22 protein-coding genes are annotated in these 19578 nt (G+C 71.5%); 7 read left to right on the top strand and 15 right to left on the bottom strand.

The window, feature by feature from the left end:
* Nucleotide 1: 1 nt before the first annotated feature.
* Complete coding sequence (locus AB0M59_RS38845) at nucleotides 2-898, top strand: DNA-3-methyladenine glycosylase 2 family protein (RefSeq protein WP_364625549.1); 897 nt, start codon at nucleotides 2-4, stop codon at nucleotides 896-898.
* 71 nt (nucleotides 899-969) lie between these two features.
* Here AB0M59_RS38845 and AB0M59_RS38850 read toward each other — a convergent pair whose 3' ends face one another.
* From AB0M59_RS38850 to AB0M59_RS38880, 7 genes are read right to left on the bottom strand one after another with little or no spacing between them, the layout of a single operon-like run.
* Complete coding sequence (locus AB0M59_RS38850) at nucleotides 970-1275, bottom strand: hypothetical protein (protein ID WP_364625552.1); 306 nt, start codon at nucleotides 1273-1275, stop codon at nucleotides 970-972.
* Nucleotides 1276-1294: 19 nt separating this feature from the next.
* Nucleotides 1295-1660, bottom strand: a complete 366-nt coding sequence (locus tag AB0M59_RS38855; protein WP_364625555.1) for a GntR family transcriptional regulator — start codon at nucleotides 1658-1660, stop codon at nucleotides 1295-1297.
* The gene (locus tag AB0M59_RS38860; protein WP_364625558.1) at nucleotides 1657-2055 is read right to left on the bottom strand and encodes a hypothetical protein; all 399 of its coding nucleotides are present in this window, start codon (nucleotides 2053-2055) and stop codon (nucleotides 1657-1659) included. The genes AB0M59_RS38855 and AB0M59_RS38860 overlap by 4 nt, the downstream gene beginning before the upstream one ends.
* Before the next feature lie 26 nt (nucleotides 2056-2081).
* On the bottom strand, nucleotides 2082-2627 hold the full coding sequence (locus tag AB0M59_RS38865; protein ID WP_364625561.1) for an NUDIX hydrolase: 546 nt from the start codon (nucleotides 2625-2627) through the stop codon (nucleotides 2082-2084).
* Nucleotides 2624-3961 (bottom strand): coenzyme F420-0:L-glutamate ligase, encoded by a 1338-nt coding sequence (locus AB0M59_RS38870; protein WP_364625564.1) that lies wholly within the window; start codon nucleotides 3959-3961, stop codon nucleotides 2624-2626. Before AB0M59_RS38870 ends, AB0M59_RS38865 begins: the two co-directional genes overlap by 4 nt.
* Complete coding sequence (gene cofD / locus AB0M59_RS38875; RefSeq protein WP_364625566.1) at nucleotides 3954-4943, bottom strand: 2-phospho-L-lactate transferase; 990 nt, start codon at nucleotides 4941-4943, stop codon at nucleotides 3954-3956. The genes AB0M59_RS38870 and cofD overlap by 8 nt, the downstream gene beginning before the upstream one ends.
* Nucleotides 4940-5707 carry a GNAT family N-acetyltransferase gene (locus tag AB0M59_RS38880; RefSeq protein ID WP_364625569.1) on the bottom strand — a complete coding sequence of 256 codons (768 nt, stop codon included), beginning with the start codon at nucleotides 5705-5707 and terminating at the stop codon, nucleotides 4940-4942. The genes cofD and AB0M59_RS38880 overlap by 4 nt, the downstream gene beginning before the upstream one ends.
* 58 nt (nucleotides 5708-5765) lie before the next feature.
* On the opposite strand from AB0M59_RS38880, the gene AB0M59_RS38885 reads away from it, so the two are divergent.
* From AB0M59_RS38885 to dapC, 3 genes are all read left to right on the top strand, one after another.
* Nucleotides 5766-5945, top strand: a complete 180-nt coding sequence (locus AB0M59_RS38885) for a hypothetical protein (RefSeq protein ID WP_364625571.1) — start codon at nucleotides 5766-5768, stop codon at nucleotides 5943-5945.
* 113 nt (nucleotides 5946-6058) lie between these two features.
* Nucleotides 6059-6379, top strand: coding sequence for a ferredoxin (gene fdxA / locus AB0M59_RS38890; protein ID WP_003083029.1), 321 nt, complete (start codon nucleotides 6059-6061; stop codon nucleotides 6377-6379).
* Nucleotides 6376-7467 (top strand): succinyldiaminopimelate transaminase, encoded by a 1092-nt coding sequence (gene dapC / locus AB0M59_RS38895; RefSeq protein WP_364625573.1) that lies wholly within the window; start codon nucleotides 6376-6378, stop codon nucleotides 7465-7467. Before fdxA ends, dapC begins: the two co-directional genes overlap by 4 nt.
* Here the strand turns inward: dapC and AB0M59_RS38900 are convergent.
* On the bottom strand, nucleotides 7461-8108 hold the full coding sequence (locus AB0M59_RS38900; protein ID WP_364625576.1) for a TetR/AcrR family transcriptional regulator: 648 nt from the start codon (nucleotides 8106-8108) through the stop codon (nucleotides 7461-7463). The two genes, dapC and AB0M59_RS38900, sit on opposite strands and share 7 nt — an antisense overlap.
* 44 nt (nucleotides 8109-8152) lie before the next feature.
* Between AB0M59_RS38900 and AB0M59_RS38905 the strand changes: the two genes are divergently transcribed.
* Complete coding sequence (locus AB0M59_RS38905) at nucleotides 8153-9559, top strand: FAD-dependent monooxygenase (RefSeq protein WP_364625578.1); 1407 nt, start codon at nucleotides 8153-8155, stop codon at nucleotides 9557-9559.
* Here the strand turns inward: AB0M59_RS38905 and AB0M59_RS38910 are convergent, their stop codons facing one another.
* From AB0M59_RS38910 to AB0M59_RS38925, 4 genes are all read right to left on the bottom strand, one after another.
* A complete protein-coding gene (locus AB0M59_RS38910; protein ID WP_364625581.1) occupies nucleotides 9560-9736 on the bottom strand; it encodes a hypothetical protein in 177 nt (58 codons plus the stop codon).
* Between the two features lie 134 nt (nucleotides 9737-9870).
* Nucleotides 9871-10800 carry a CHAD domain-containing protein gene (locus AB0M59_RS38915; protein WP_364625584.1) on the bottom strand — a complete coding sequence of 310 codons (930 nt, stop codon included), beginning with the start codon at nucleotides 10798-10800 and terminating at the stop codon, nucleotides 9871-9873.
* 28 nt (nucleotides 10801-10828) lie between these two features.
* The gene (gene dapD, locus AB0M59_RS38920) at nucleotides 10829-11821 is read right to left on the bottom strand and encodes a 2,3,4,5-tetrahydropyridine-2,6-dicarboxylate N-succinyltransferase (protein ID WP_364625587.1); all 993 of its coding nucleotides are present in this window, start codon (nucleotides 11819-11821) and stop codon (nucleotides 10829-10831) included.
* Nucleotides 11822-11849: 28 nt separating this feature from the next.
* Nucleotides 11850-12257: a hypothetical protein gene (locus AB0M59_RS38925; protein WP_364625635.1), complete on the bottom strand. Its 408-nt coding sequence runs from the start codon at nucleotides 12255-12257 to the stop codon at nucleotides 11850-11852.
* A 44-nt stretch (nucleotides 12258-12301) separates the two neighbouring features.
* Between AB0M59_RS38925 and dapE the strand changes: the two genes are divergently transcribed.
* Together dapE and AB0M59_RS38935 are read left to right on the top strand one after the other, a co-directional pair.
* On the top strand, nucleotides 12302-13372 hold the full coding sequence (dapE, locus tag AB0M59_RS38930) for a succinyl-diaminopimelate desuccinylase (RefSeq protein ID WP_364625590.1): 1071 nt from the start codon (nucleotides 12302-12304) through the stop codon (nucleotides 13370-13372).
* 227 nt (nucleotides 13373-13599) lie between these two features.
* Nucleotides 13600-14400 (top strand): DUF3152 domain-containing protein, encoded by an 801-nt coding sequence (locus AB0M59_RS38935; protein WP_364625593.1) that lies wholly within the window; start codon nucleotides 13600-13602, stop codon nucleotides 14398-14400.
* Here AB0M59_RS38935 and AB0M59_RS38940 read toward each other — a convergent pair.
* The 3 genes from AB0M59_RS38940 to AB0M59_RS38950 all read right to left on the bottom strand — a co-directional run bounded on the left by AB0M59_RS38940 (nucleotide 14397) and on the right by AB0M59_RS38950 (nucleotide 19574).
* Nucleotides 14397-15449, bottom strand: coding sequence for a chitinase (locus tag AB0M59_RS38940; protein ID WP_364625596.1), 1053 nt, complete (start codon nucleotides 15447-15449; stop codon nucleotides 14397-14399). The genes AB0M59_RS38935 and AB0M59_RS38940 overlap by 4 nt on opposite strands.
* 170 nt (nucleotides 15450-15619) lie before the next feature.
* Nucleotides 15620-17224 carry a M28 family peptidase gene (locus AB0M59_RS38945; protein ID WP_364625599.1) on the bottom strand — a complete coding sequence of 535 codons (1605 nt, stop codon included), beginning with the start codon at nucleotides 17222-17224 and terminating at the stop codon, nucleotides 15620-15622.
* Between the two features lie 85 nt (nucleotides 17225-17309).
* Complete coding sequence (locus AB0M59_RS38950) at nucleotides 17310-19574, bottom strand: M4 family metallopeptidase (RefSeq protein ID WP_364625602.1); 2265 nt, start codon at nucleotides 19572-19574, stop codon at nucleotides 17310-17312.
* Nucleotides 19575-19578: the final 4 nt, after the last annotated feature.

The raw sequence follows: 19578 nt of genomic DNA on the forward strand, positions 1-19578 counted from the left end.
GATGTTCTGGCGTCCCGCGTTCGAAGTCGACCTGGGTGGCGTCCTGGGTCCGCTGAAGCGCGGGCGCGGGTCGCTCAACATCCTCACCGACGAGCGCGGCATCACCTGGCTCGCGTCGAACACGCCGGACGGCCCGGGCACGCTCGCCCTGCGCAAGCTGACCGACGGCCGCATCGAGGCAGCGGCCTGGGGCGACGGCGCGGACCGGCTGCTCACCGGCGTCCCGGCGCTGCTGGGCGCGAACGACGACGACTTCGAGTTCGTCGCGCACCACGACGTCGTCGCGCGCGCCCGGCGCGAAAACCCGGGGCTGCGGCTCGGCGCGACCGGCGTGGTGTGGGACTGGCTGGTGCTCGCGGTGCTGGAGCAGAAGGTGACCGGCAAGGAGGCGATCCGGTCGTGGGCCGAGCTGTGCCGCCGCTTCGGCGCGCCGGCGCCCGGGCCGGGGCCGGAACGGCTGCGCGTGCCGCCGACGCCGGTGGCGCTGCGGTCGCTGCCGGACTGGCACTGGCACCGCGCGGGCGTCGACATCAAGCGCCGCACGGCATTGCTCAACGCCGCGCGCGTCGCCGGTCACCTGGAGCGGGCGGTCGAGCTGCGCGGGATCGAGGGCCGGCACCTGCTGCGGCACGTCCCGGGCATCGGGGTGTGGACTGCGGCGGAGATCGCGCAGCGCGCGTGGGGCGACCCGGACGCGGTCAGCTTCGGCGACTACAACATCCCGTCGATGGTCGGGAACGCGGTGCTGGGCTTGAAACTCGACGACGCGGGGATGGCGGAGGTCCTGGCGCCGTACGCCCCGCAGCGGCAGCGGGCGGTGCGGTACCTGGAGGCGGCGGGGCACCGGCGCCCGCGCTTCGGCCCGCGGATCGAGCTGCGCGACTACCGCGCGATGTGAGGACCTGGAAATGCCGTGAAGGCCACCTTGAGGAACTTCAAGTTCCTCGAGGTGGCCTTCACGAACTTCGGCTACTGCTGGGGCGGGTAGGGCGGCTGCTGGCCCGGATAGCCCTGCTGGGGCGGGTAGCCGGGTTGCGCCGACGGATAGCCCTGCTGGGGCGGGTAGCCCGGCTGCGCCGGCGGATAACCCTGCTGGGGCGGGTAGCCCGGCTGCGCCGGCGGGTAACCGGGCTGCTGGGGCGGGTAGCCCTGCTGCGGGTAGCCGGGGAACTGCTGCGGCGGGTACGGCGGCAGCTTCGGCTTGTTGTTCACCTTGACCAGGACGACCACCACCGCCACGAGCAGCGCGACCGGCACCAGGATGATCAGGAGCATCAACACGCTCATCCCACGATCAGCCTTTCCCTTCGTCGAGCGCGGCACGGACGATCGCCAGCGCTTCGGCGTCGTCCAGGCCGAGCTTACGGGTGAGGTCCGCGTAGCCGGCCGCGGCCTGCTGGGCCCGGCGGCGGCTCTGGTCGCCCGAAGCCGCGACGAAGCTGCCCGCCCGGCCGCGCGTCTCGATCAGCCCGGCCTCTTCCAGCTCGCGGTACGCGCGGGCCACCGTGTTCGGAGCGATCCCCAGGTCGGCGGCGAACTGGCGGACCGTGGGCAGCTTCGTGCCCACCGGCAGGCTCCGGTCGTTGATCCGCGTCGCGAGCCCGGACCGGACCTGCTCGAACGGCGGGACCGGCGAACTGCTGTCGAAGGGGATGATCACCAGCTCTGCGGACCCGCTCCCGGGCCCGGCGGCCGCTGCCCGTACGGCCCCTGCGGCGCGTACTGCTGCTGCTGCGGCATCGGCTGCGAAGGCGGGAACCCCTGCTGCTGCGGCGCGAAACCCTGCTGTGGCGGGTACGGCTGCTGCGGATACGGCTGCGTGAACCCCGGCGGCGGCGAAAAACCTTGCTGTGGCGGGAAGTTCGCAGCGGGCGGGAACTGCCCGCTGTTCTTCATCGCCTCTTCGCGGCGCATCTTCGACACCCGCACCGCCACCACGATCACGAACACGATGATCGCCAGGATCAGCAGGCCGACGACGATGTAGCCGAACACACCGTCGCCGCCGCCACCGCCGGAGTGGTAGTGCACCCGCTCGGGGAACTGCGTAGCCATGTGGTCCTCCCTCTCCGCGCCCCAGGCTAGTGCCCGGCACCGACAGGAACGGCCGCTTTCACCAGATCGGCGAGATCTTCCGACCCCTCCGGGAGCGCGTCCACGGGCCACCACCGCAGGTCGTCGGACTCGTCGCTGCGCACGGGTTCCGCGCCCGGCGGGGCGTGCACGGCGTACCGGACGTCGAAGTGCCGCGTCGGCACGCCGAGGGAGCAGGTGACCGGGTGGACGTCCAGGTGCACCGGCGCGGAGCCGATCCGCAGCCCGTCGATGCCGGACTCCTCGGTGGCCTCCCGCAACGCGGCCTCGAGCAGCGAGCCGTCGGAAGGTTCGCAGTGCCCGCCGAGCTGCAGCCACCGGCCGACCCGCGGGTGCAGGGTGAGCAGCACCCGCGTCCCGGTGTGGTCCAAGACCATCGCCGACGCCGTGAGGTGCCCCGCCGCGCACGACCGTTGGCAGCTGTCCTCCCGAGCCGCGAGGTACCCGAGGAACGAATGGCGAAGGGCGTCCTGGCCCCGGTCGGGCGCGGTCCAGGAAGTCAGGGTCGCGACGGCGTCTTCGTGCAGGCTCATAGTTCCAGCAGTCCTTCCCCGGGGGTGATCGGCCCGCGCGGGCCGGGATCGTCGAGCGGGACGCCGATCGCGACCGAGCCGAGCGGCTGCCAGCGCTCGCCGAGCCCGAGGACGTCCCGGACGACGTCCGCGGCGAAGATCGTCGACCCGATCCAGCACGAACCGAGCCCTTCGGCCGCCAGCGAGACCAGCAGGCCCTGCACCGCGGCGCCGCCGGCGACGGTGAACATCGTCTTCTCGCAGTCGTTGCGGCGGTCGTCGCGGTAGGTGTGCGCGCCGTCCGGCACCAGGAACGGGATGACGACTTCCGGGGCCCGGTAAAGGATGTCGCCGCGGCTGAGCCGTTTCGCGATCTGCTCCTGGGCGAACTCGTCCTCGGACAGGTCGGCCCGCCACGACTCGCGCATCGCGTCGAGCAGCTTGTGCCGCAGGCCCGGGTCGCGCAGCCACACGAACCGCACGGGGTGCGTGTGGTGCGGCGCGGGCGCGGTCAGCGCGGACGCCACCGCGCGGCGCATCGCGGCGGGGTCGACCGGCTCGTCCGAGAACTGCCGCACCGACCGCCGGGCCGGGACGGCGGCCCGCCGCCCCTGTTCGATGGCCTCGTTGGTGCCCAGCCGGAAGAGGTCCTCCTCGAGCGGGCGGACCAGGTTCCGCGCCGTCGAGCCGTCGTCGAAGATGTCCAGACCGCGGACGACGGCGACCGGCGTCCCGCCGAGCTTGCCCTTGACCAGGTCGGCGGCCGCGGCGAGCTCGTCGGCGATCGCGACCTCGGTGACGGCCAGCTCGTTGCCCTGCCCGTCGACCTCGCCGCGGTAGGCGTGCAGCACGCGCAGCCCGGACGAGCCGATCGCGGCGTCGGTCTGGCCGACCCGCCACGCGCGGCCCATCGTGTCCGTGACGACCACCGCGACCTCGACGCCGAGCCGCTCGCGCAGACCGTTGCGCAGGGCCAGGGCCGACGCGTCCGGGTCGGCCGGCAGCAGCGCGACCTCGTCGCCCTCGACGTTCGACGCGTCGATGCCGGACGCCGCCTGCACGATCCCCAGGTGGTTCTGGGTGATCACCGTGCGCGCGATCCGCGCGACCACCCGGATGGCCTCGCGCTCGACGAGCTTCCGGCGCTCGGCGTCGCGGACCTCGGGGTCGGCGGGCACCTTGACGAGCCTGCCTTCGGCCTTCGAGACGATCTTGCTGGTCACGACCAGCACGTCACCCGAGCGCAGCCACGGCACGGCCTTGACGATCGCGCCGGTCAGGTCGTCGCCGGGGCGGAATTCCGGCAGCCCGGTGACGGGCAGGATCTCCAGCTTGGCGGAAGCGTGGTCATTCAACAGGGGCTCCGGCGAGTTCCAGGGCGGCGTGGGCCATCGCCGCGGTCGCGTCCACATCGGACATCAGCAGCGGGACGTCGCGCACGGTCACGCCCGGCACGTCCGCCGTCTCGCCTTCCGCGATCAGCCAGCCGTCGAGGACGCCGTCGGCCTTGCGCGAGCCGTAGTGCCGGCCCACCGCCTCCGCCGACGTCTCGACGCCGATCGCGGTCAGGCACGCGTCGGCCATGCCGCGCAGCGCCTTGCCGCCGATGATCGGTGAGACCCCGACGACGCCGGCGGACGTCTTGCGCAGCGCGTCCCGGACCCCCGGCACGCCCAGCACGGTGCCCACCGAGACCACCGGGTTCGACGGCGCGAACAGCACGGCGTCGGCGTCCTTGATCGCCTCCAGGACCCCCGGCGCGGGCTTTGCCTCGTCGTTGCCGACCGCGACGATCGAGTGCGCCTTCGGCTCGGCGCGGTAGCGCACCCACCACTCCTGGAAGTGGACGGCCTTCTGCTGCCCGTCCTGCTCCGGGTCGTCGATGACGACGTGCGTCTCGACGCGGTCGTCCGACATCGGCAGCAGCCGGACGCCAGGCTGCCAGCGGTCGCACAGCGCCTCGGTCACGGCCGAGAGCGGGTAGCCCGCGCGCAGCATCCGCGACCGGATCAGGTGGGTGGCGATGTCCTTGTCGCCGAGGCCGAACCAGCTCGGCTCGGCGCCGTAGGCGGCCAGTTCCTCCTTGACGACCCAGGTCTCGCCCGAGTGCCCCCAGCCGCGGTCCTGGTCGATCCCGCCACCCAGCGTGTACATGCAGGTGTCCAGGTCGGGACAGATCCGCAGCCCGTGCATCCAGACGTCGTCGCCGGTGTTGACCAGCGCCGTCACCTCGTGCTCGGACTCGCTCGCGCCTTCGGGCGTCATGCCCAGCGCCGACTTCAAACCCAGCAGGAAGCGGGCCCCGCCCACTCCGCCGACCACTACCACGATCTTCACGACGTCGAATCCTCGCACGAGCCGGGTGCGGGCACCCAGTACCGGTATCTGTGGTGCGGGGCGTAGCCGAGCCCCGCGTAGAGCGCGAGCGCGCCCGAGTTTCCCTCCGCCACCTGCAACACCGCCTGGTCCGCTCCGTGTTCCGCGCCCCACGCGTGCAGGGCGCCCATCAGCGCCGACGCGAGCCCGCGGCGGCGGAAAGCCGGGGCGACCTCGAGGCGCCCGACGTGCAGCCAGCGGTCGACGAGGGCCCCGCGGACGACGGCGGCGGTGACGCCGTCGAGCGTCGTGACGCCGTAACCGACCTTCCCGCCGGTCAGGACGGTCCGCGCGGCGGGGGTGTCCTCGCCGGGCCCGAGCGTGAGCTCCCACCACCCGGGCGTCGGCTCGTCGTGCACTTTCACGTGAAAGCTCCCACCTGGGGGCCGAGCTTTCACGTGAAAGCTCGGCTTGGTGAGCACGACGACCTCGTGGCCGCGGTGGTGCCGCGTCGCCGGGAACCAACCCTCGGCGACGACGGCCAGCTCGTTCGGGCTGTCGCGGATCACCTGCACCATCGGCTGGATCCCCCGATCGTGGGCGAAGTCACACACCGCGCGAAGGGCGTCCGGGACGGGCCGGCCGGGGTCGCCGACGGCGAGCGCGCTGTTCGCGCGGCCGGTGAACCCGTCCGCCCAGCGCAGCCGCCAGTTTCCCAAGGGTTCTTCGACCAGCGGCGGCCATGCTCTGCTGCAGGCGATTTCGAGCGTCTCGGGTGTGTTCACGGCTAGATTGTCCCCAAGGCCGTGAAAGGCGCGGAGCGGATTTTCCGAGGAGGTGGCCGTGGGCATCCAGCGCAAGGACGAGCGGCACAACGAGAAGCTCGTCGACGAGATCTCCGAGGGGTTCAACCGCGCCGTGGGGGAGAGGAAGGCCGAAAGCGAGGCGGACGAGGCGCCCAAGCCGCGCTTCGTCATCACCGGCGACGCGCGGGCCACCCCACCGCGGCGCCGGGAGAGGTGAGCACGCCCCATACCCGGGGTATGGCTAAGGCTTGCCTCACCAACCGAACGGGTGGCCGAACCGCGTAGTGTCGGCCACGACTGGCTGTTTGCAGAGAAAAGCAGGAGTGCGCAGTGACCTACGTGATCGCCGAGCCCTGCGTCGACGTGCTCGACAAGGCGTGTATCGACGAGTGCCCCGTGGACTGCATCTACGAGGGCGAACGGATGCTGTACATCCACCCGGACGAGTGCGTCGACTGCGGCGCCTGCGAGCCGGTCTGCCCGGTCGAGGCGATCTACTACGAGGACGACGTCCCGGACAACTGGTCGGACTACACCAAGGCCAACGTCGACTTCTTCGACGAGCTGGGCTCGCCCGGCGGCGCCTCCAAGGTGGGCAAGACCGCGCACGACCCGGCGTTCATCAAGGCGCTGCCCCCGCAGGGCGAATGAGCCGGGTCGCGCTGCCCGACTTCCCCTGGGATTCGCTGGCCGAGGTCAAGGCCAAGGCGCAGGCGCATCCCGGCGGGGTGGTCGACCTCTCCATCGGCACGCCGGTCGACCCGGTCCCGGCCGGCATCCGCGACGCGCTCGCGTCGGTGTCGGAGATCCCGGGCTACCCGACGACCCACGGCATCCCGGCCCTGCGCGCGGCGGCCATCGCCGCCCTCGGCCGCCGGCACGGCGTCACCGGCATCGAGCCGGACGCGGTGCTCCCGACGATCGGGTCGAAGGAGGCCGTGGCCTGGCTGCCGCGGCTGCTCGGCTTCGGTCCCGGCGATGTCGTGGTCATCCCGGAGCTGGCCTACCCGACGTACGAGGTCGGGGCGCTGCTGGCGGGCGCGTCGATCCTGCGTGCCGACAGCACCTTCGCGCTCGGCCCGCAGCGCCCGGCGATGATCTGGATCAACTCGCCGTCCAACCCGACCGGCAAGGTGCTCCCCGTCGAGCACCTGCGCAAGGTCGTCGAGTGGGCCCGCGAGCGCGACGTCGTGGTGGTCTCCGACGAGTGCTACCTGGCGCTGGGCTGGGAGTCCGACCCGCTGTCGGTACTGCACCCGGACGTCTGCGACGGCCGGATGGACGGCTTGATCGCGGTGCACTCGCTGTCCAAGTCGGCGAACCTGGCCAGCTACCGCGCCGGGTTCCTGACCGGTGACCCCAAGCTGATCGCCCAGCTGCTGGAGATCCGCAAGCACGCGGGCATGATCGTGCCGCGCCCGGTCCAGGAGGCGATGGTCGCCGCCCTGACCGACGACGAGGCCCTCTCCGCCCAGCGTGAGCGCTACGCGCGGCGTCGGTTGTCGCTGCGGAAGGCGTTACAGGACAACGGTTTCCGGGTCGACCACTCCGAGGCCGGGCTGTACCTGTGGGCCACCCGCGACGAGCCCGCTTCGGCGACCGTCGAGTGGCTGGCCGACCGCGGGATCCTGGTCGCCCCGGGCACGTTCTACGGCCCCACGGGTGGCAACCACGTCCGCGTCGCCCTGACCGCGACGGACGAGCGCGTCGACGCCGCCGTCGAGCGCCTGACTCAGTAGTCCCGGCCCGTGAACCCGCGGTAGACGAACCGGGTGAGCGCTTCGATCGCCTCTTCGTCGGTCGGTGGCGTCCACCCGGCCGGGGCCGGGTCGAGCAGCCACATCTGCGCGAAGCTGTCGACCAGCTGGTACATCATCGCGATCGTCAGCTCCGTGCTCGCCGGCAGCCGCATCCCGGCGGCCGTCACCTGGGCCAGGTGGCCGTTGAGGTCCGCCGCCTGGGTCGCGCCGAAGCTCGCCATCGTCCGGGCGAACGCGTCGTTCACCATCGCCGCCTGGCGCAGCGCCTGCATCGTCGACGCGTGCTCCTTGTAGAAGTCCCAGTACTGGGCCACGTGCCAGCGCACCGCCGCCGGGTCGCTGAAGTCCGACAGGTGCCCCTCGCTCAGCGCGCTTTCGTCGCCTGACGTCGCGATGTCGGCCAAGAGCGCTTCGAGCAGCTCCTCCTTGCCCGGGAAGTGGTTGTAGAACGACCCCGCGGCCCGGCCGGCCTCGGCGGTGATGTCCGTGATCTTCGTGTTCAGGTAGCCCTTGCGCGCGAACACGCGCCCGGCCGCCGCCTTCAGCGCGGCCTCGGTCTCCGCGGCCTTCTCCTTGCGGTTCACCGCCACCTCCTTGACGCCGGACGCTAGCAGTGTCATTCTGAATCCAGATTCACTGAATTTTAATTCACTGGGAGGACGAGATGAACACTCGGGTGCTGATCGCGGGGGCGGGGCCGACCGGGCTGACGCTGGCCATCGAGCTGGCCCGGCGCGACGTCGCCGTGCGGATCATCGACAAGGCCGAGACGTACTTCGTCGGCTCGCGCGGCGACGGTCTCCAGCCGCGCACGCTGGAGGTCTTCGAGGACCTCGGGGTGCTCGACGCGGTGCTGGCCGCGGGGGCCGCGCCGGTGCCGATGAAGATCCACCTCGGCGGCGAGGTCGTCGGCGAGCGGATGATGTTCGACCCGGTCGAGCCGACGCCGGACAAGCCGTACACGACCGGCTGCTTCCTCGGCCAGTCGCAGACCGAAGGCATCCTGCGCGACCGGCTGGCCGAGTTCGGCGTGCGCGTCGAGCTGAACACCGCGCTGACCGGCTTCGAGCAGGACGCCGACGGCGTCACGGCCACGCTGAGCACGGGCGAGACGGTCCGCGCCGAGTACCTGGTCGGCGCCGACGGCGGCAAGAGCGTCGTCCGCAAGACGCTGGGGATCGCGTTCGAGGGCACCACCGACGAGTCGATCCGGATGCTGCTCGGCGACGTCCACGCCGAGGGGCTGGACCGCGCGTACGGCCACTGGTTCGCGGCGCCGGAAGACCCGATGAACGGCATGATGTTCAGCCCGCTGCCGGGCACCCCGTGGTTCCAGTTCGGCGCGCCGCTCGGCGACGGCGAGCTGGACGTCGAGACGGCCCTGCCCGCGGTCCAGGCCCGGCTCGACGTGCTCAGCGGCGGCACCGTCAAGCTGTCCGACCTGGCGTGGTCGACGGTGTGGCGGCCGAACGTCCGCCTGGCGGCGCGCTTCCGCGACGGCCGGGTGTTCCTGGCCGGCGACGCGGCGCACGTCCACCCGCCGACCGGTGGCCAGGGCCTGAACACCGGCGTCCAGGACGGCTACAACCTGGGCTGGAAGCTCGCGGACGGCTCACCCGAGCTGCTCGACAGCTACGAGCCCGAGCGCCGGACGAACGCGGCGCGCGTGCTCGGCATCTCGACGGAGCTGCTGCAGAAGTACGTCGACGGTGACGAGGACGCGCACAAGCGCGGCGAGGACTTCCACCAGCTGGACATCAGCTACCGCGGCGGCCCGCTGTCCCCGGCCGGCACGGGCGCGCTGCAGCCGGGCGACCGGGCGCCGGACGCGCCGCTGCTCGACGCGAACGGCAAGCGGGTGCGGCTGTTCGAGCTGTTCGCCGGCCCGCACGCGACATCGCTGACCTTCGGCGACGGCACGTCGGACGGCTACCGCATCCTGCCGGCGGGGAGTGCCTTGACGCCGGGCGCCCTGGTCGACGACGGCGGCCACGCGTACGCGGCGTACGACGCCGAGGGTGGCCGGCAGGTGCTCATCCGGCCGGACGGGTACGTGTGGTCGGTGGCCTGATCACGACATCCCGCTGTGCGTGGAGTTGTCGTAGGTGCCGTTCGGCTTGGCGCGGTAGGGGTAGCGGCCGAGCTTCCGCCCACGCCGCACCCGGCGGCCGGCCAGGACGCCGACCGTGAGGATGATCAGGACGAGCAGGACCACTCCGCCGATGGCCAGGGTCAGCGCCGTCTCCATCAGCCGAGCTTACGGTCCGGCCGGTCCGGCGGCGGCCGAAATGCCCGGCGCCGGCTCGCAAACGTCTTGAATGACTCATTCAGGTCTTCGGAGGTCCTGAATGACTCATTCAAGACCTTTCGGCGGACGCCCGGTCAGGCGTGCAGGGCCCGGGCAGCGTGGTCGACCGCGGCCCAGGAGTCACGCCAGACCGCCCGGGCCTCGGCGCGGCGGCCCAGCTCGCGCTCGGCGATCCGGCCGGCGACGAAGCCGACCTCGCCGTCCGCGGTCTCCAGCACCGTGCGCATCCGCTCGGCCGCGATCACCGCGTCCTGGTGGTCGCCCAGCACCGTCTGGAAGTCCCGGGTCGCCTTGATCAGCTTCTTGATCCGCTTGGCCCGCTTCTTCTTCGCCGACGTCTGCGCCAGCTCGGCGGCGTACCGCAGCTTCTTGCCGTGGATGCGCAGGGCGTGCAGGTCGTCGTCGGGCGGGTCGGCGGGCAGCGCGCGGACGGCCTTGGCGAGCTTGCGGTGCGGCTTCGCCAGCCCGGTCACCAAGTCGTGCGGCTCGTCGGGCACCTCGGCCGACGACCGGGTCAGCAGGCTGACCTCGCGCAGCAGCGTCGAGTAGCGCGCGCTGGACAGCGCCCGGGTCAGGCGCCGCTTCGCCGCCGCGCGCTCGGTGACGAAGCGGGACACCAGCCGGTGCCCGGCGGCCTGGTCGCGGACCTCGAAGTCGGCGATGACCTCGCGCAGGTGCCCGATCAGGACGTCGTAGTCCCGCACCTCGCCGAGCGACTGGCCGAGCCAGCCCAGCTCCGCGCGCACCGGCTCGGCGCCGTCCCCGACCAGCGCGCCGGACAGCTTCAGCACGCTGCGCATCCGCCGCAGGGCGACGCGCATCTGGTGCAGGTCCTCGGGGTCGGCGCCCGAGCGCGTGCCGGGTTCGTACGCGAGCAGCGCGCGGATCTCCCGGTCGAGCTTGGCCCGCACGTGGTGGACCGCCGGATCCGCCGGGCCGACCTCGACCGGGAGCTCGGGCAGGCCCAGTTCCGCCGGGGTGCGAGGCAACGATTCGGTGGTCACCTCATGAATAATAAGTGAATTCCGAAGCTCAGTCGTTCGCGTGCAGGATCGAGTTCAGCTCGACGCCGGAGCCGGTCCGCGGCACGACCTCGACCGCGCCGGTCGCCGAGTTGCGGCGGAAGACCGCGCCCGAGACGCCGTTGAGCTCGCGGGCCTTGACGACCTTGCCGTCGACGACGACCTTCGTCCCCGCCGTCACGTACAGCCCGGCCTCGACGACCGTGTCGTCGCCCAGCGAGATCCCGACGCCGCCGTTCGCGCCGATCAGGCAACGCTCGCCCAGCGAGATCGTCTCCTTGCCGCCGCCCGAGAGCGTGCCCATGATCGACGCGCCGCCGCCGACGTCCGAGCCGTCGCCGACCACGACGCCGGCCGAGATGCGGCCCTCGACCATCGACGCGCCGAGCGTGCCGGCGTTGAAGTTCACGAAGCCCTCGTGCATCACGGTCGTGCCCGTCGCCAGGTGCGCGCCGAGCCGGACGCGGTCCGCGTCGCCGATCCGGACGCCGGCGGGCAGGACGTAGTCGACCATCCGCGGGAACTTGTCGACGCTGTAGACGGTCACCGCGCCGCGCGAGCGCAGCCGCAGCCGCGTCGTCTCGAAGCCCTCGACCGGGCACGGGCCGTGGTTGGTCCACACGACGTTCGCGAGCAGGCCGAAGATGCCGTCGATGTTCTGGCCGTGCGGACGGACCAGCCGGTGCGAGAGCAGGTGCAGCCGCAGGTACATGTCGTGCGTGTCGGCCGGGGCGTCGGCGAGCTTGCCGATGGTGGTGCGGACGGCGACGACCTCGACCCCGCGGTCGGTGTCCGGGCCGAGCAGCGCCGCGGCGGCCTCGCCGAGCAGCTCGGCGGCCTCTTCCGCGCTCAGGCGCTCGGTGCCTTTGGTGCCGGCGGTGTCGTTCTCGATCAGCTTGGGGTGCGGGTACCAGGTGTCGAGGACCGTCCCGTCGGTCGCGACGGTGGCCAGCCCGACGCCGCTGGCGCCGGTCGTTTCGGGGTTCGGGCTCTGCTCGCTCACGCCCGACACGGTAGTCGAGTGACGCGCGTCAACCACTCGTGGGCCGGGCGGCTACCTGCTTCTTCAGGCCGTCGAGAGCGGCGGCGACGTCGACCAGTGCCTGGGTGCACGGACCGCCCGGATCGGGCACGGTCGTGCAGCCTGCGCTGCGGAAGGACTTCACGGCAGTGTCGAGCTTGTCCGCTTCGGCGACCAGCTGCGGGTCGCGGTCGTCCGCGCGCTTGCGGGCCGTGCCCGGGACGTTGGCGACCTCGGTGACGTACTTCTCACAGCCCTTCGGCAGCTGGGTGCGCGGGCTGGCGTAGCACTGGTCGGCGGTCAGCGCGTCCAGCTTCGTCGGGAGCGCGTCCGGCCCGGGCTCGCCGCCCTGCTTGGGGGTCGGGCCGGCTTCGTTTCCGCAGCCGGACAGGACCAGGACCAGCAACGTGCCGCCCACGGCGACCGGGAACCTACGCACACCCCCACGGTAGCGTGCCGGGCATGAGCCTCGACCTGCACGCCGACCCCGTCGACCTGACCGCCGCGCTCGTGGACGTCTTCAGCGTGTCCGGGTCGGAGGCCGAGCTCGCGACGGCGGTGCAGGAGGCGCTGGAGAAGCAGGCGCCGCACCTCGAGGTGATCCGCGACGGCGACGCCGTCCTCGCGCGCACGAACCTCGGCCGCGCGTCGCGGGTCGTGCTCGCCGGGCACCTGGACACCGTGCCGGAGAACGGCAATCTGCCGTCGCGGCGCGAAGGCATCGGCGCCGACGAGGTCCTGCACGGCCTCGGCACGGTCGACATGAAGAGCGGCGACGCGGTGTTCCTGCACCTCGCCGCGACGCTGCCGGAGCCGAAGCACGACATCACGTTCGTCTTCTACGACAACGAAGAGGTCGAAGCGGTCAAGAACGGCCTCGGCCGGATCGAGCGCGAGCTGCCGGAGTGGCTGGCGGGCGACCTGGCGATCGTCGGCGAGCCGTCGAACGGCGTGATCGAGGCGGGTTGCCAGGGCACGATGCGCGTCGAGCTGCGGCTGTCCGGCAAGCGCGCGCACACCGCGCGCGCGTGGATGGGGGAGAACGCGATCCACGCGCTGGCCGAGCCCCTGCGGCGGCTGGCGGAGTACGCGCCGCGCGTCGTGGACATCGACGGGCTCACCTACCGCGAAGGCCTGCAGGCGACGTCGATCAGCGGCGGCGTGGCGGGCAACGTGGTCCCGGACGCGGCGGTCCTGACAATGAACCACCGCTTCGCCCCGGACCGCTCGCCGGAGGCAGCGGAACGCCACCTGCGCGAGGTGTTCGACGGCTACGAACTGTCCGTTGTGGACCTTTCGCCGGGAGCCCTGCCGGGCTTGTCGGCCCCCGCGGCGGCGGAGCTGGTGGCGGCGGCCGGCGGGCGTGCGGCGGCGAAGCTGGGGTGGACGGACGTGGCGCGCTTCGCGGCGCTGGGGATGCCGGCGGTGAACTTCGGCCCGGGCAACCCGACGCTGGCGCACACGAAGCAGGAGAACGTCCACACGGCGGAGATCCGCCAGGTGACCGAGGTGCTGCGCAAGTTCCTCAGCTGAGCGGGCCCCCAGCGCCCCAATGTGGCCTTCGGTGCGTTGAACGCACCGAAGGCCGCCTTGGGTGCGTTCAACGCAACCAAGGCCACATTGGGGCGCAGTGGCGACCGTCACACTCGTGTGTGCTGAGCTGCGGTGACACCCTGGTGCGCGAACCGCCGGCCGGACGGTGCAACTTTTCCCCGGCGGGAGCCGTATTCCCTGGTGAAGCCGCATGTTCGGGAGGACCCATGCCGAAAACCGCGAGACGGGCCGCGGCCGTCGCCGCGCTCGCCCTGGCGGTCGTCGGTGCTCTGACCGCCTGTGAACAGCAGCCCGTCGCCGCGCCGGCGGCCGGGCCGATCGTCACCGCCATCGGCGACGCCACCTCGCTGCCGCCGCCGCCCGCCGAACAGCAGCAACAGCCCGTGCAGCAGAACGTCGAAGTCGCCATCACCTTCCCGCGGACCGGCTCCGGCCAGTGGATGTTCACCCCCGGCAGCGACGAAGTGGCCGGCAAGTCCGGCCGCCTCATGCGCTACCGCATCGCGCTCGAGACCGACATCGACGGCGTCGGGCCGGCCGCGTTCGCCAAGAGCATCCGCGGCATCCTCGGCGACCCGCGCGGCTGGACCGGCGGCGGTGAGTGGCGGCTGCAGCAGGTCGGGACCGACGACGAGGCCGATTTCACGATCTACCTGGCCACCCCCGCCAGCCGCGACAAGCTGTGCGGCGGCTCGCCGGACGGCTACACGTCCTGCCGCAACGGCAGCAACGTCGTGCTCAACGTCGCCCGCTGGGCCAACGCCGTCCCGGACTACGGCGCCCCGCTCGACGTCTACCGGCAGTACATGGTCACCCACGAGACCGGGCACCGGCTCGGCCACGGCCACGAGCTGTGCCCGGGCGCGGGCCGGCCGGCGCCGGTGATGGAGCAGCAGACGCTCGGGCTGCACGGCTGCGTCCCGAACCCGTGGCCGTTCCCGAACGGCCGTGAGTACGCCGGCCCGGCGGGGGAGTACAACGACCCCATCCCGGCCGGCGACTCCTAGCGGCCCTGCAGGGACTTGACGTTGTTGCCGAACGTCCAGCCCTTCGAGCCGTCCCAGTTGATCGACCAGTCCATCAGGCCCTTCAGGCCCGGAACCGACCGCCACGCCTGGGAAACCAGGCTCGTCGACATGTACCCGCCGCCCGCGCCGGGCTGCGCCGGCAGACCCGGGACCTGCTTGTCGTACGGGACGCGAATCGTCGTGCCCTGCACCACCAGGCCCTGGTTCAGGCACTGCGTCTGCACGGTGAAGCCCTGCACGGTCCCGGCCTGGTACGAGTCGCCGGAGCAGCCGTACATGGACCCGTTGTAGTACTGCATGTTCAGCCACCACAGCCGGCCGTTGTCCGCGTACTTCTTGATGATCGGCAGGTAGGCGCCCCAGATCGAGCCGTACGTGATGCTGCCGCCGGTCACGTACGCGGTTTCCGGCGCCATCGTCAGCCCGAAGTTCGACGGCATCTTCGCGAGCACGCCGTCGATGATCCGGATCAGGTTGGACTGCGACGCCGACAGCGTCTTGATGTTCCCGCTGTTGGTGAGCCCGGTCTCGATGTCGATGTCGATCCCGTCGAAGTTGTACTGCTTCAACAGAGGCACCACGGTCGCGACGAACTTGTCGGCCACCGCCGACGACGACAGATCGATACCGGCCGCCGCGCCGCCGATCGACATCAGGAGCGTCGCGCCCGCGGCCTTCGCCGCGCACATCTCGGCGGGCGTCGACACCTTGACGCCGGCGTCCATCCCGTTCTCCCACAACACGGTCCCGTCGGACCGGATCACCGGGAAGGCCGCGTTGATGACGTTGTAGCCGTGCTGCGCCATGCGGCTGTCGGTGATCGGCACCCAGCCCATGCCGGGGTGGACGCCGTTCGCGGCGCCGTCCCAGTTCTCCCAGTACCCCTGGAGGACCTTGCCGGTGGGCCTCGATTTCACCGCGCACGTGTCGGCCGACACCGCCCCCTGCGCGGGGGCCGACACGAGCAGCGGGACGGCCAGCACCGCCGCCAGAAGGGTTCCGAACAGGCGGGTTCTACGACCGGACATACCGGCTCCCATCGTCGTTGAAGGGCGTACGCGGCGTGTCCGATCAAGATAGGCGCCGCCGGGAACCCCTGACTACCGACGATCGGGTGGTCTAGACAACCCGGGCTTTCACGTGAAAGCTCGGGACCCAGGTGGGAGCTTTCACGTGAAAGCGCCCACCTGGGCCGGGTTCAGACGGTCAGCGTCCAGGAGGACAGGTAACCGGTGTCGGCCGGGCCGACGTCCCGCAGCCGCACCTGCCAGGCGCCGTTCGCGGCTTCCGAAGAGGCGTTGACGGTGTAGGTGGTGTCGAGGTTCGGCGTCGAGTCGCTGCTGGAGTTCTTCAGCCGGTACGCCGTGCCGTCCGGGGCGACGAGGTCGAGGACCAGGTCACCGCGGTAGGTGTGGGTGATGTGCACCTCGACCTTGGTGGCGGTGGACGCGTTGCGCGCGCAGCCGCCGACGGTCGCCGTGCTGTTCACCGCGGCACCCGGGTAGTCCGGGATGTTCAGCCGGGTCCCGTTCGTCACCGGCGCGCACGACGACGTCCCGACGCCGAGCGAGAACGACGCCGTGTGGTCGACGCTCGCACCGTCCGCTGTCACGGTGATCGGGAAGGTGCCGGTCGGGGTGCTCGACGACGTCGTGACGGTCAGCGTCGAGGAACCGCCCGACTGGACGGTCGCCGGGCTGAACGACGCCGTCGCGCCGGCGGGCAGGCCCGAGGCCGACAGCGAGATGGACTGCGCGCTGCCGGACGTCGTCGCGGTGCTCACCGCGACCTGCAGCGACTGTCCCGGTTGGACGGTCCCGGCGGTCGGGTTCAGGTTCACCGAGAAGTCGTTGCCCGTCGTCGTCGCGACGGCCAGCTTCCACAGCGCGTACCCGATGGCGTCGGAGTTCTTCTCCAGCGGGGCGTCCGGGATGTTCGACGTCGTGTCGCAGGCGCGGTGGTAGCAGTTGTCGAACGCCGCACCGGCGGTGCCGCCCCACTTCTGGGCTTGCGCCGAGCTCTTGATGTCGCCGGCGCCGGTGGCGAGGCCGCCGACCGGAATGCCCGCGCTCTTGAAGGACGCGTGGTCGGAGCGGCCGTCGCCTTCGCTGTCGCCCTCGGTCTGGATGCCGATGGACGAGAAGTACTCGTCGAAGATCGCCTTGACCGAAGCGACGTCGTCGTAGACGAAGTAGCCCCAGTTCTTCGAGCCGATCATGTCGAAGTTGAGGTAGGTCTTGATCTTCGTGCGTTCGCTGCTCGGCAGGTTGTTGACGTAGTACCTGGAGCCGACCAGGCCGGACTCCTCGTCGGCCCACCAGCCGAAGCGGACGCGCTTGGCCATCGCCGGGTTGGTGCGGGCCAGCGTCAGCGCGGTCTCGAGGATCGACGCGCTGCCGGAGCCGTTGTCGTTGATGCCGGGGCCGGCGCTCACGCTGTCGAGGTGCGCGCCGAGCATGATGACCTGGCTCGCGTCACCCTGCGGCCACTCGGCGATCAGGTTCTGCGACTGGCCGATGCAGCTGGTGCAGGTCTGGCGCGTCGTGGTGTAACCCGCGTTCTTCAGCAGGTTCTCCACATAGGACACCGACGCCGCGTAACCGGCCCCACGCGGCGAGCGCGTGCCGCCGTTGTTGTTGGCGATGGTCTGCAGCTGGTTGAGGTGGGTCTTGATGTTGGCCAGCGAGATGTCCGGCGCGGCGAGGGCGGTGGCCGGCGCGGCGGTGGCCGCAGGCGCGGTCACCACACCCAAAACGGCCGCCAGGGCGGTAACCCCGGCGCCGATCTTGCTCTTCCACTTCATGGCGGTGAGTTCCTTCGATGGGGGTTGGGGAGAACGGCCGTGAAGGCCGCACCGGGCTGGTGCGGCCTTCACAGGTGGGGAGGTGCTACACGGTCAACGTCCAGGTGGACAGGTAACCGGTGTCGGCGGGGCCGACGTCTCGGATGCGGAGCTGCCACGCGCCGTTCGCGGCCTCGGACGAGGCGTTCACGGTGTAGGTGGTGTTGATGTTCGGCGTCGACGACGAGCTGGAGTTCTTCAGCCGGTAGGCGGTGCCGTCCGGCGCGACCAGGTCGAGGACCAGGTCACCGCTGTAGGTGTGGGTGATGTGCACCTCGACCTTGGTGGTCGACGACGCGTTGCGCGCGCAGCCCGCCACGGTGGTGGTGCTGCTGACCGCGGCACCCGGGTAGTCCGGGATGTTCAGCCGGGTCCCGTTGGTCACCGCGGCGCAGGAGCCCGTGGTCCCGACGGACAGCGCGTACTGGGCCGTGTGGTCGGTGCTGGCCCCGTCGGCGGTGATGGTGATCGGGAAGCTGCCGGTCGGCGTCGACGCGGAGGTCGCGATGGTCAGCGTCGAGGTGCCGCCGGACTGGATCGTCGCCGGGTTGAACGTCGCGGTCGCGCCGGCCGGGAGACCCGAGGCGGACAGTGTGATCGACTGCGCCGCGCCGGAGGTGATCGCGGTGCTGATGGTGGTGGTCGCCGAGGCGCCCGGCTGCACGGAACCCGAAGCCGGGTTCAGCGCGACGGAGAAGTCCGGCCCGCCACCGCTGCACGAGGTGGGCTCACCGGTCGCGGTGGTGACGGAGACGGCGTCCCACGCGGCCTTGGTGGCGTTGTACTCGGTGCAGCTGCCCGGGTAGAGCGCGATCGCGGCTTCGAGGGTCGCCTTGCGGGCGGCCTTGTGGTTCCACGACGAGGTCTTCTTCAGCAGGCCGTTGTAGAAGATCTTGCCGGCCTTCTGGATGCCGATGCCGGTGACCGACGAGCTGTTGCAGGTCGGGCTGGCCGGCTTGCCGCCACCCGGGTTCGAGCCCTCGGCGAGCAGGTAGAACCAGTGGTTCTGCGGGCCGGCCGCGGCGTGCACCTCGGTGCTCGGGATCGACGACGAGTAGCAGTTCGGGTCGCCGACCTTCGACGGCTGGTACATGTAGCGGATCGGGCCCTGGCCGACCAGGTTGACGCCCTCGCCGACCTCGTAGTCGGGCGTGTCCTTGGCGTTGTTCGCGTACGCCTCGGTCAGCGCGCCGAAGATGTCGCCGGTCGACTCGTTCATCCCGCCGTTCTCGTTGCCGGAACCGGCACCGCCCGGGGTGAACTGGAAGACGCCGTGCCCGAACTCGTGCCCGACGACGTCCATCGACGTGGCCTGGCGCTGGTTGTCCTGCGCGTGCCCGAAGTGGGTGGACGAGCCGTTCCAGTAGGCGTTGACGTCGTTGAGGCCGACGCTCGCGGGATAGCCGGTGCCGCTGCCGTTGATACCGTTGCGGCCCAGCCACTCCGAGAGCATCTTCCACTCGGTCTGGACGCTGTAGAGGACGTCGACGCAGCCGGTTTCGAGGTCCGTGCCGGAGCCGTGGCCCCAGGCGTTGTCCGGTCCACTGTAGACGGAGCCGCCTTCGCGGCCGCAGCTGATGCCGGTCCGGCCCGGGTCGCGCATCGTGTAGGTGGTGCCGGACTGCGTCGTGTCGATGGAGACGTTGCCGACGTAGTAGCTGTTGCCGGTGCCGGCGACGTTGACCGTGCTCGGCTGGGCCTGGGTGCGAGCGCCCGAAGAGAACGTCTTGACGTCGTCCCGCTGGTCGAGCACCGCGCCGGTGGCGGCGTCGACGAAGACGTGCAGGTTGCTCGGCGCGGTGGCGGTGCGCCCGGCGACGACGACCTCGTAGGCGAGCTTGGGGCTCGCCCCGGCCAGCACGACCTTCTCCGGCGTGCTGACACTGTCCACAGTGGGCAGTTGAGTGCGCGCGGTGGCCGCGGCCTTCGCGGCGTCGAGCGCGGCCTGCGTCCCGACGGTGATGGCCGCGGTCTCGGCCGCGCTGGTGCCGCGGACGCGCCCGGCCCCGTCGGCGACGACGACCGCGTCCCCGCCCACGACCCGCAGGCCCTGGTAGGTCCGCTGGTAGGCGCCGTAGAACAGGCCGCCGCCACCGGCGGTGAGCCCGATGCGCTGGAACGATTCCGCTGGGCCGCGCTTGAGCGCGTCCAGTCCCGAAGCGGCGGCCTGGTCGGCGGCGCGCGCGGCGGCCACGTCCGGAGCGGCGGGTTGTGCCTGGGGAGACGCGCTGGCCGGGGCCACCGGCAGCGCGAGCGTCATGGCGAGCCCGGCGGCGGCCGCCAAGCCCGTTCTGAACCCACGATGGGTCATCGAG

Origin of the sequence: Amycolatopsis sp. NPDC051371 (assembly GCF_040682155.1) — a bacterium.
Taxonomy (GTDB): domain Bacteria; phylum Actinomycetota; class Actinomycetes; order Mycobacteriales; family Pseudonocardiaceae; genus Amycolatopsis.

Coding starts and splice junctions, on each gene's coding strand:
- AB0M59_RS38850 (WP_364625552.1), bottom strand. CDS start 1,275: ATGCTCCTGATCATCCTGGTGCCGGTCGCGCTGCTCGTGGCGGTGGTG.
- AB0M59_RS38905 (WP_364625578.1), top strand. CDS start 8,153: ATGAACACTCGGGTGCTGATCGCGGGGGCGGGGCCGACCGGGCTGACG.
- dapC (WP_364625573.1), top strand. CDS start 6,376: ATGAGCCGGGTCGCGCTGCCCGACTTCCCCTGGGATTCGCTGGCCGAG.
- AB0M59_RS38935 (WP_364625593.1), top strand. CDS start 13,600: ATGCCGAAAACCGCGAGACGGGCCGCGGCCGTCGCCGCGCTCGCCCTG.
- AB0M59_RS38860 (WP_364625558.1), bottom strand. CDS start 2,055: ATGGCTACGCAGTTCCCCGAGCGGGTGCACTACCACTCCGGCGGTGGC.
- AB0M59_RS38950 (WP_364625602.1), bottom strand. CDS start 19,574: ATGACCCATCGTGGGTTCAGAACGGGCTTGGCGGCCGCCGCCGGGCTC.
- AB0M59_RS38940 (WP_364625596.1), bottom strand. CDS start 15,449: ATGTCCGGTCGTAGAACCCGCCTGTTCGGAACCCTTCTGGCGGCGGTG.
- AB0M59_RS38865 (WP_364625561.1), bottom strand. CDS start 2,627: ATGAGCCTGCACGAAGACGCCGTCGCGACCCTGACTTCCTGGACCGCG.
- AB0M59_RS38845 (WP_364625549.1), top strand. CDS start 2: ATGTTCTGGCGTCCCGCGTTCGAAGTCGACCTGGGTGGCGTCCTGGGT.
- dapE (WP_364625590.1), top strand. CDS start 12,302: ATGAGCCTCGACCTGCACGCCGACCCCGTCGACCTGACCGCCGCGCTC.
- AB0M59_RS38910 (WP_364625581.1), bottom strand. CDS start 9,736: ATGGAGACGGCGCTGACCCTGGCCATCGGCGGAGTGGTCCTGCTCGTC.
- AB0M59_RS38900 (WP_364625576.1), bottom strand. CDS start 8,108: ATGACACTGCTAGCGTCCGGCGTCAAGGAGGTGGCGGTGAACCGCAAG.
- AB0M59_RS38945 (WP_364625599.1), bottom strand. CDS start 17,224: ATGAAGTGGAAGAGCAAGATCGGCGCCGGGGTTACCGCCCTGGCGGCC.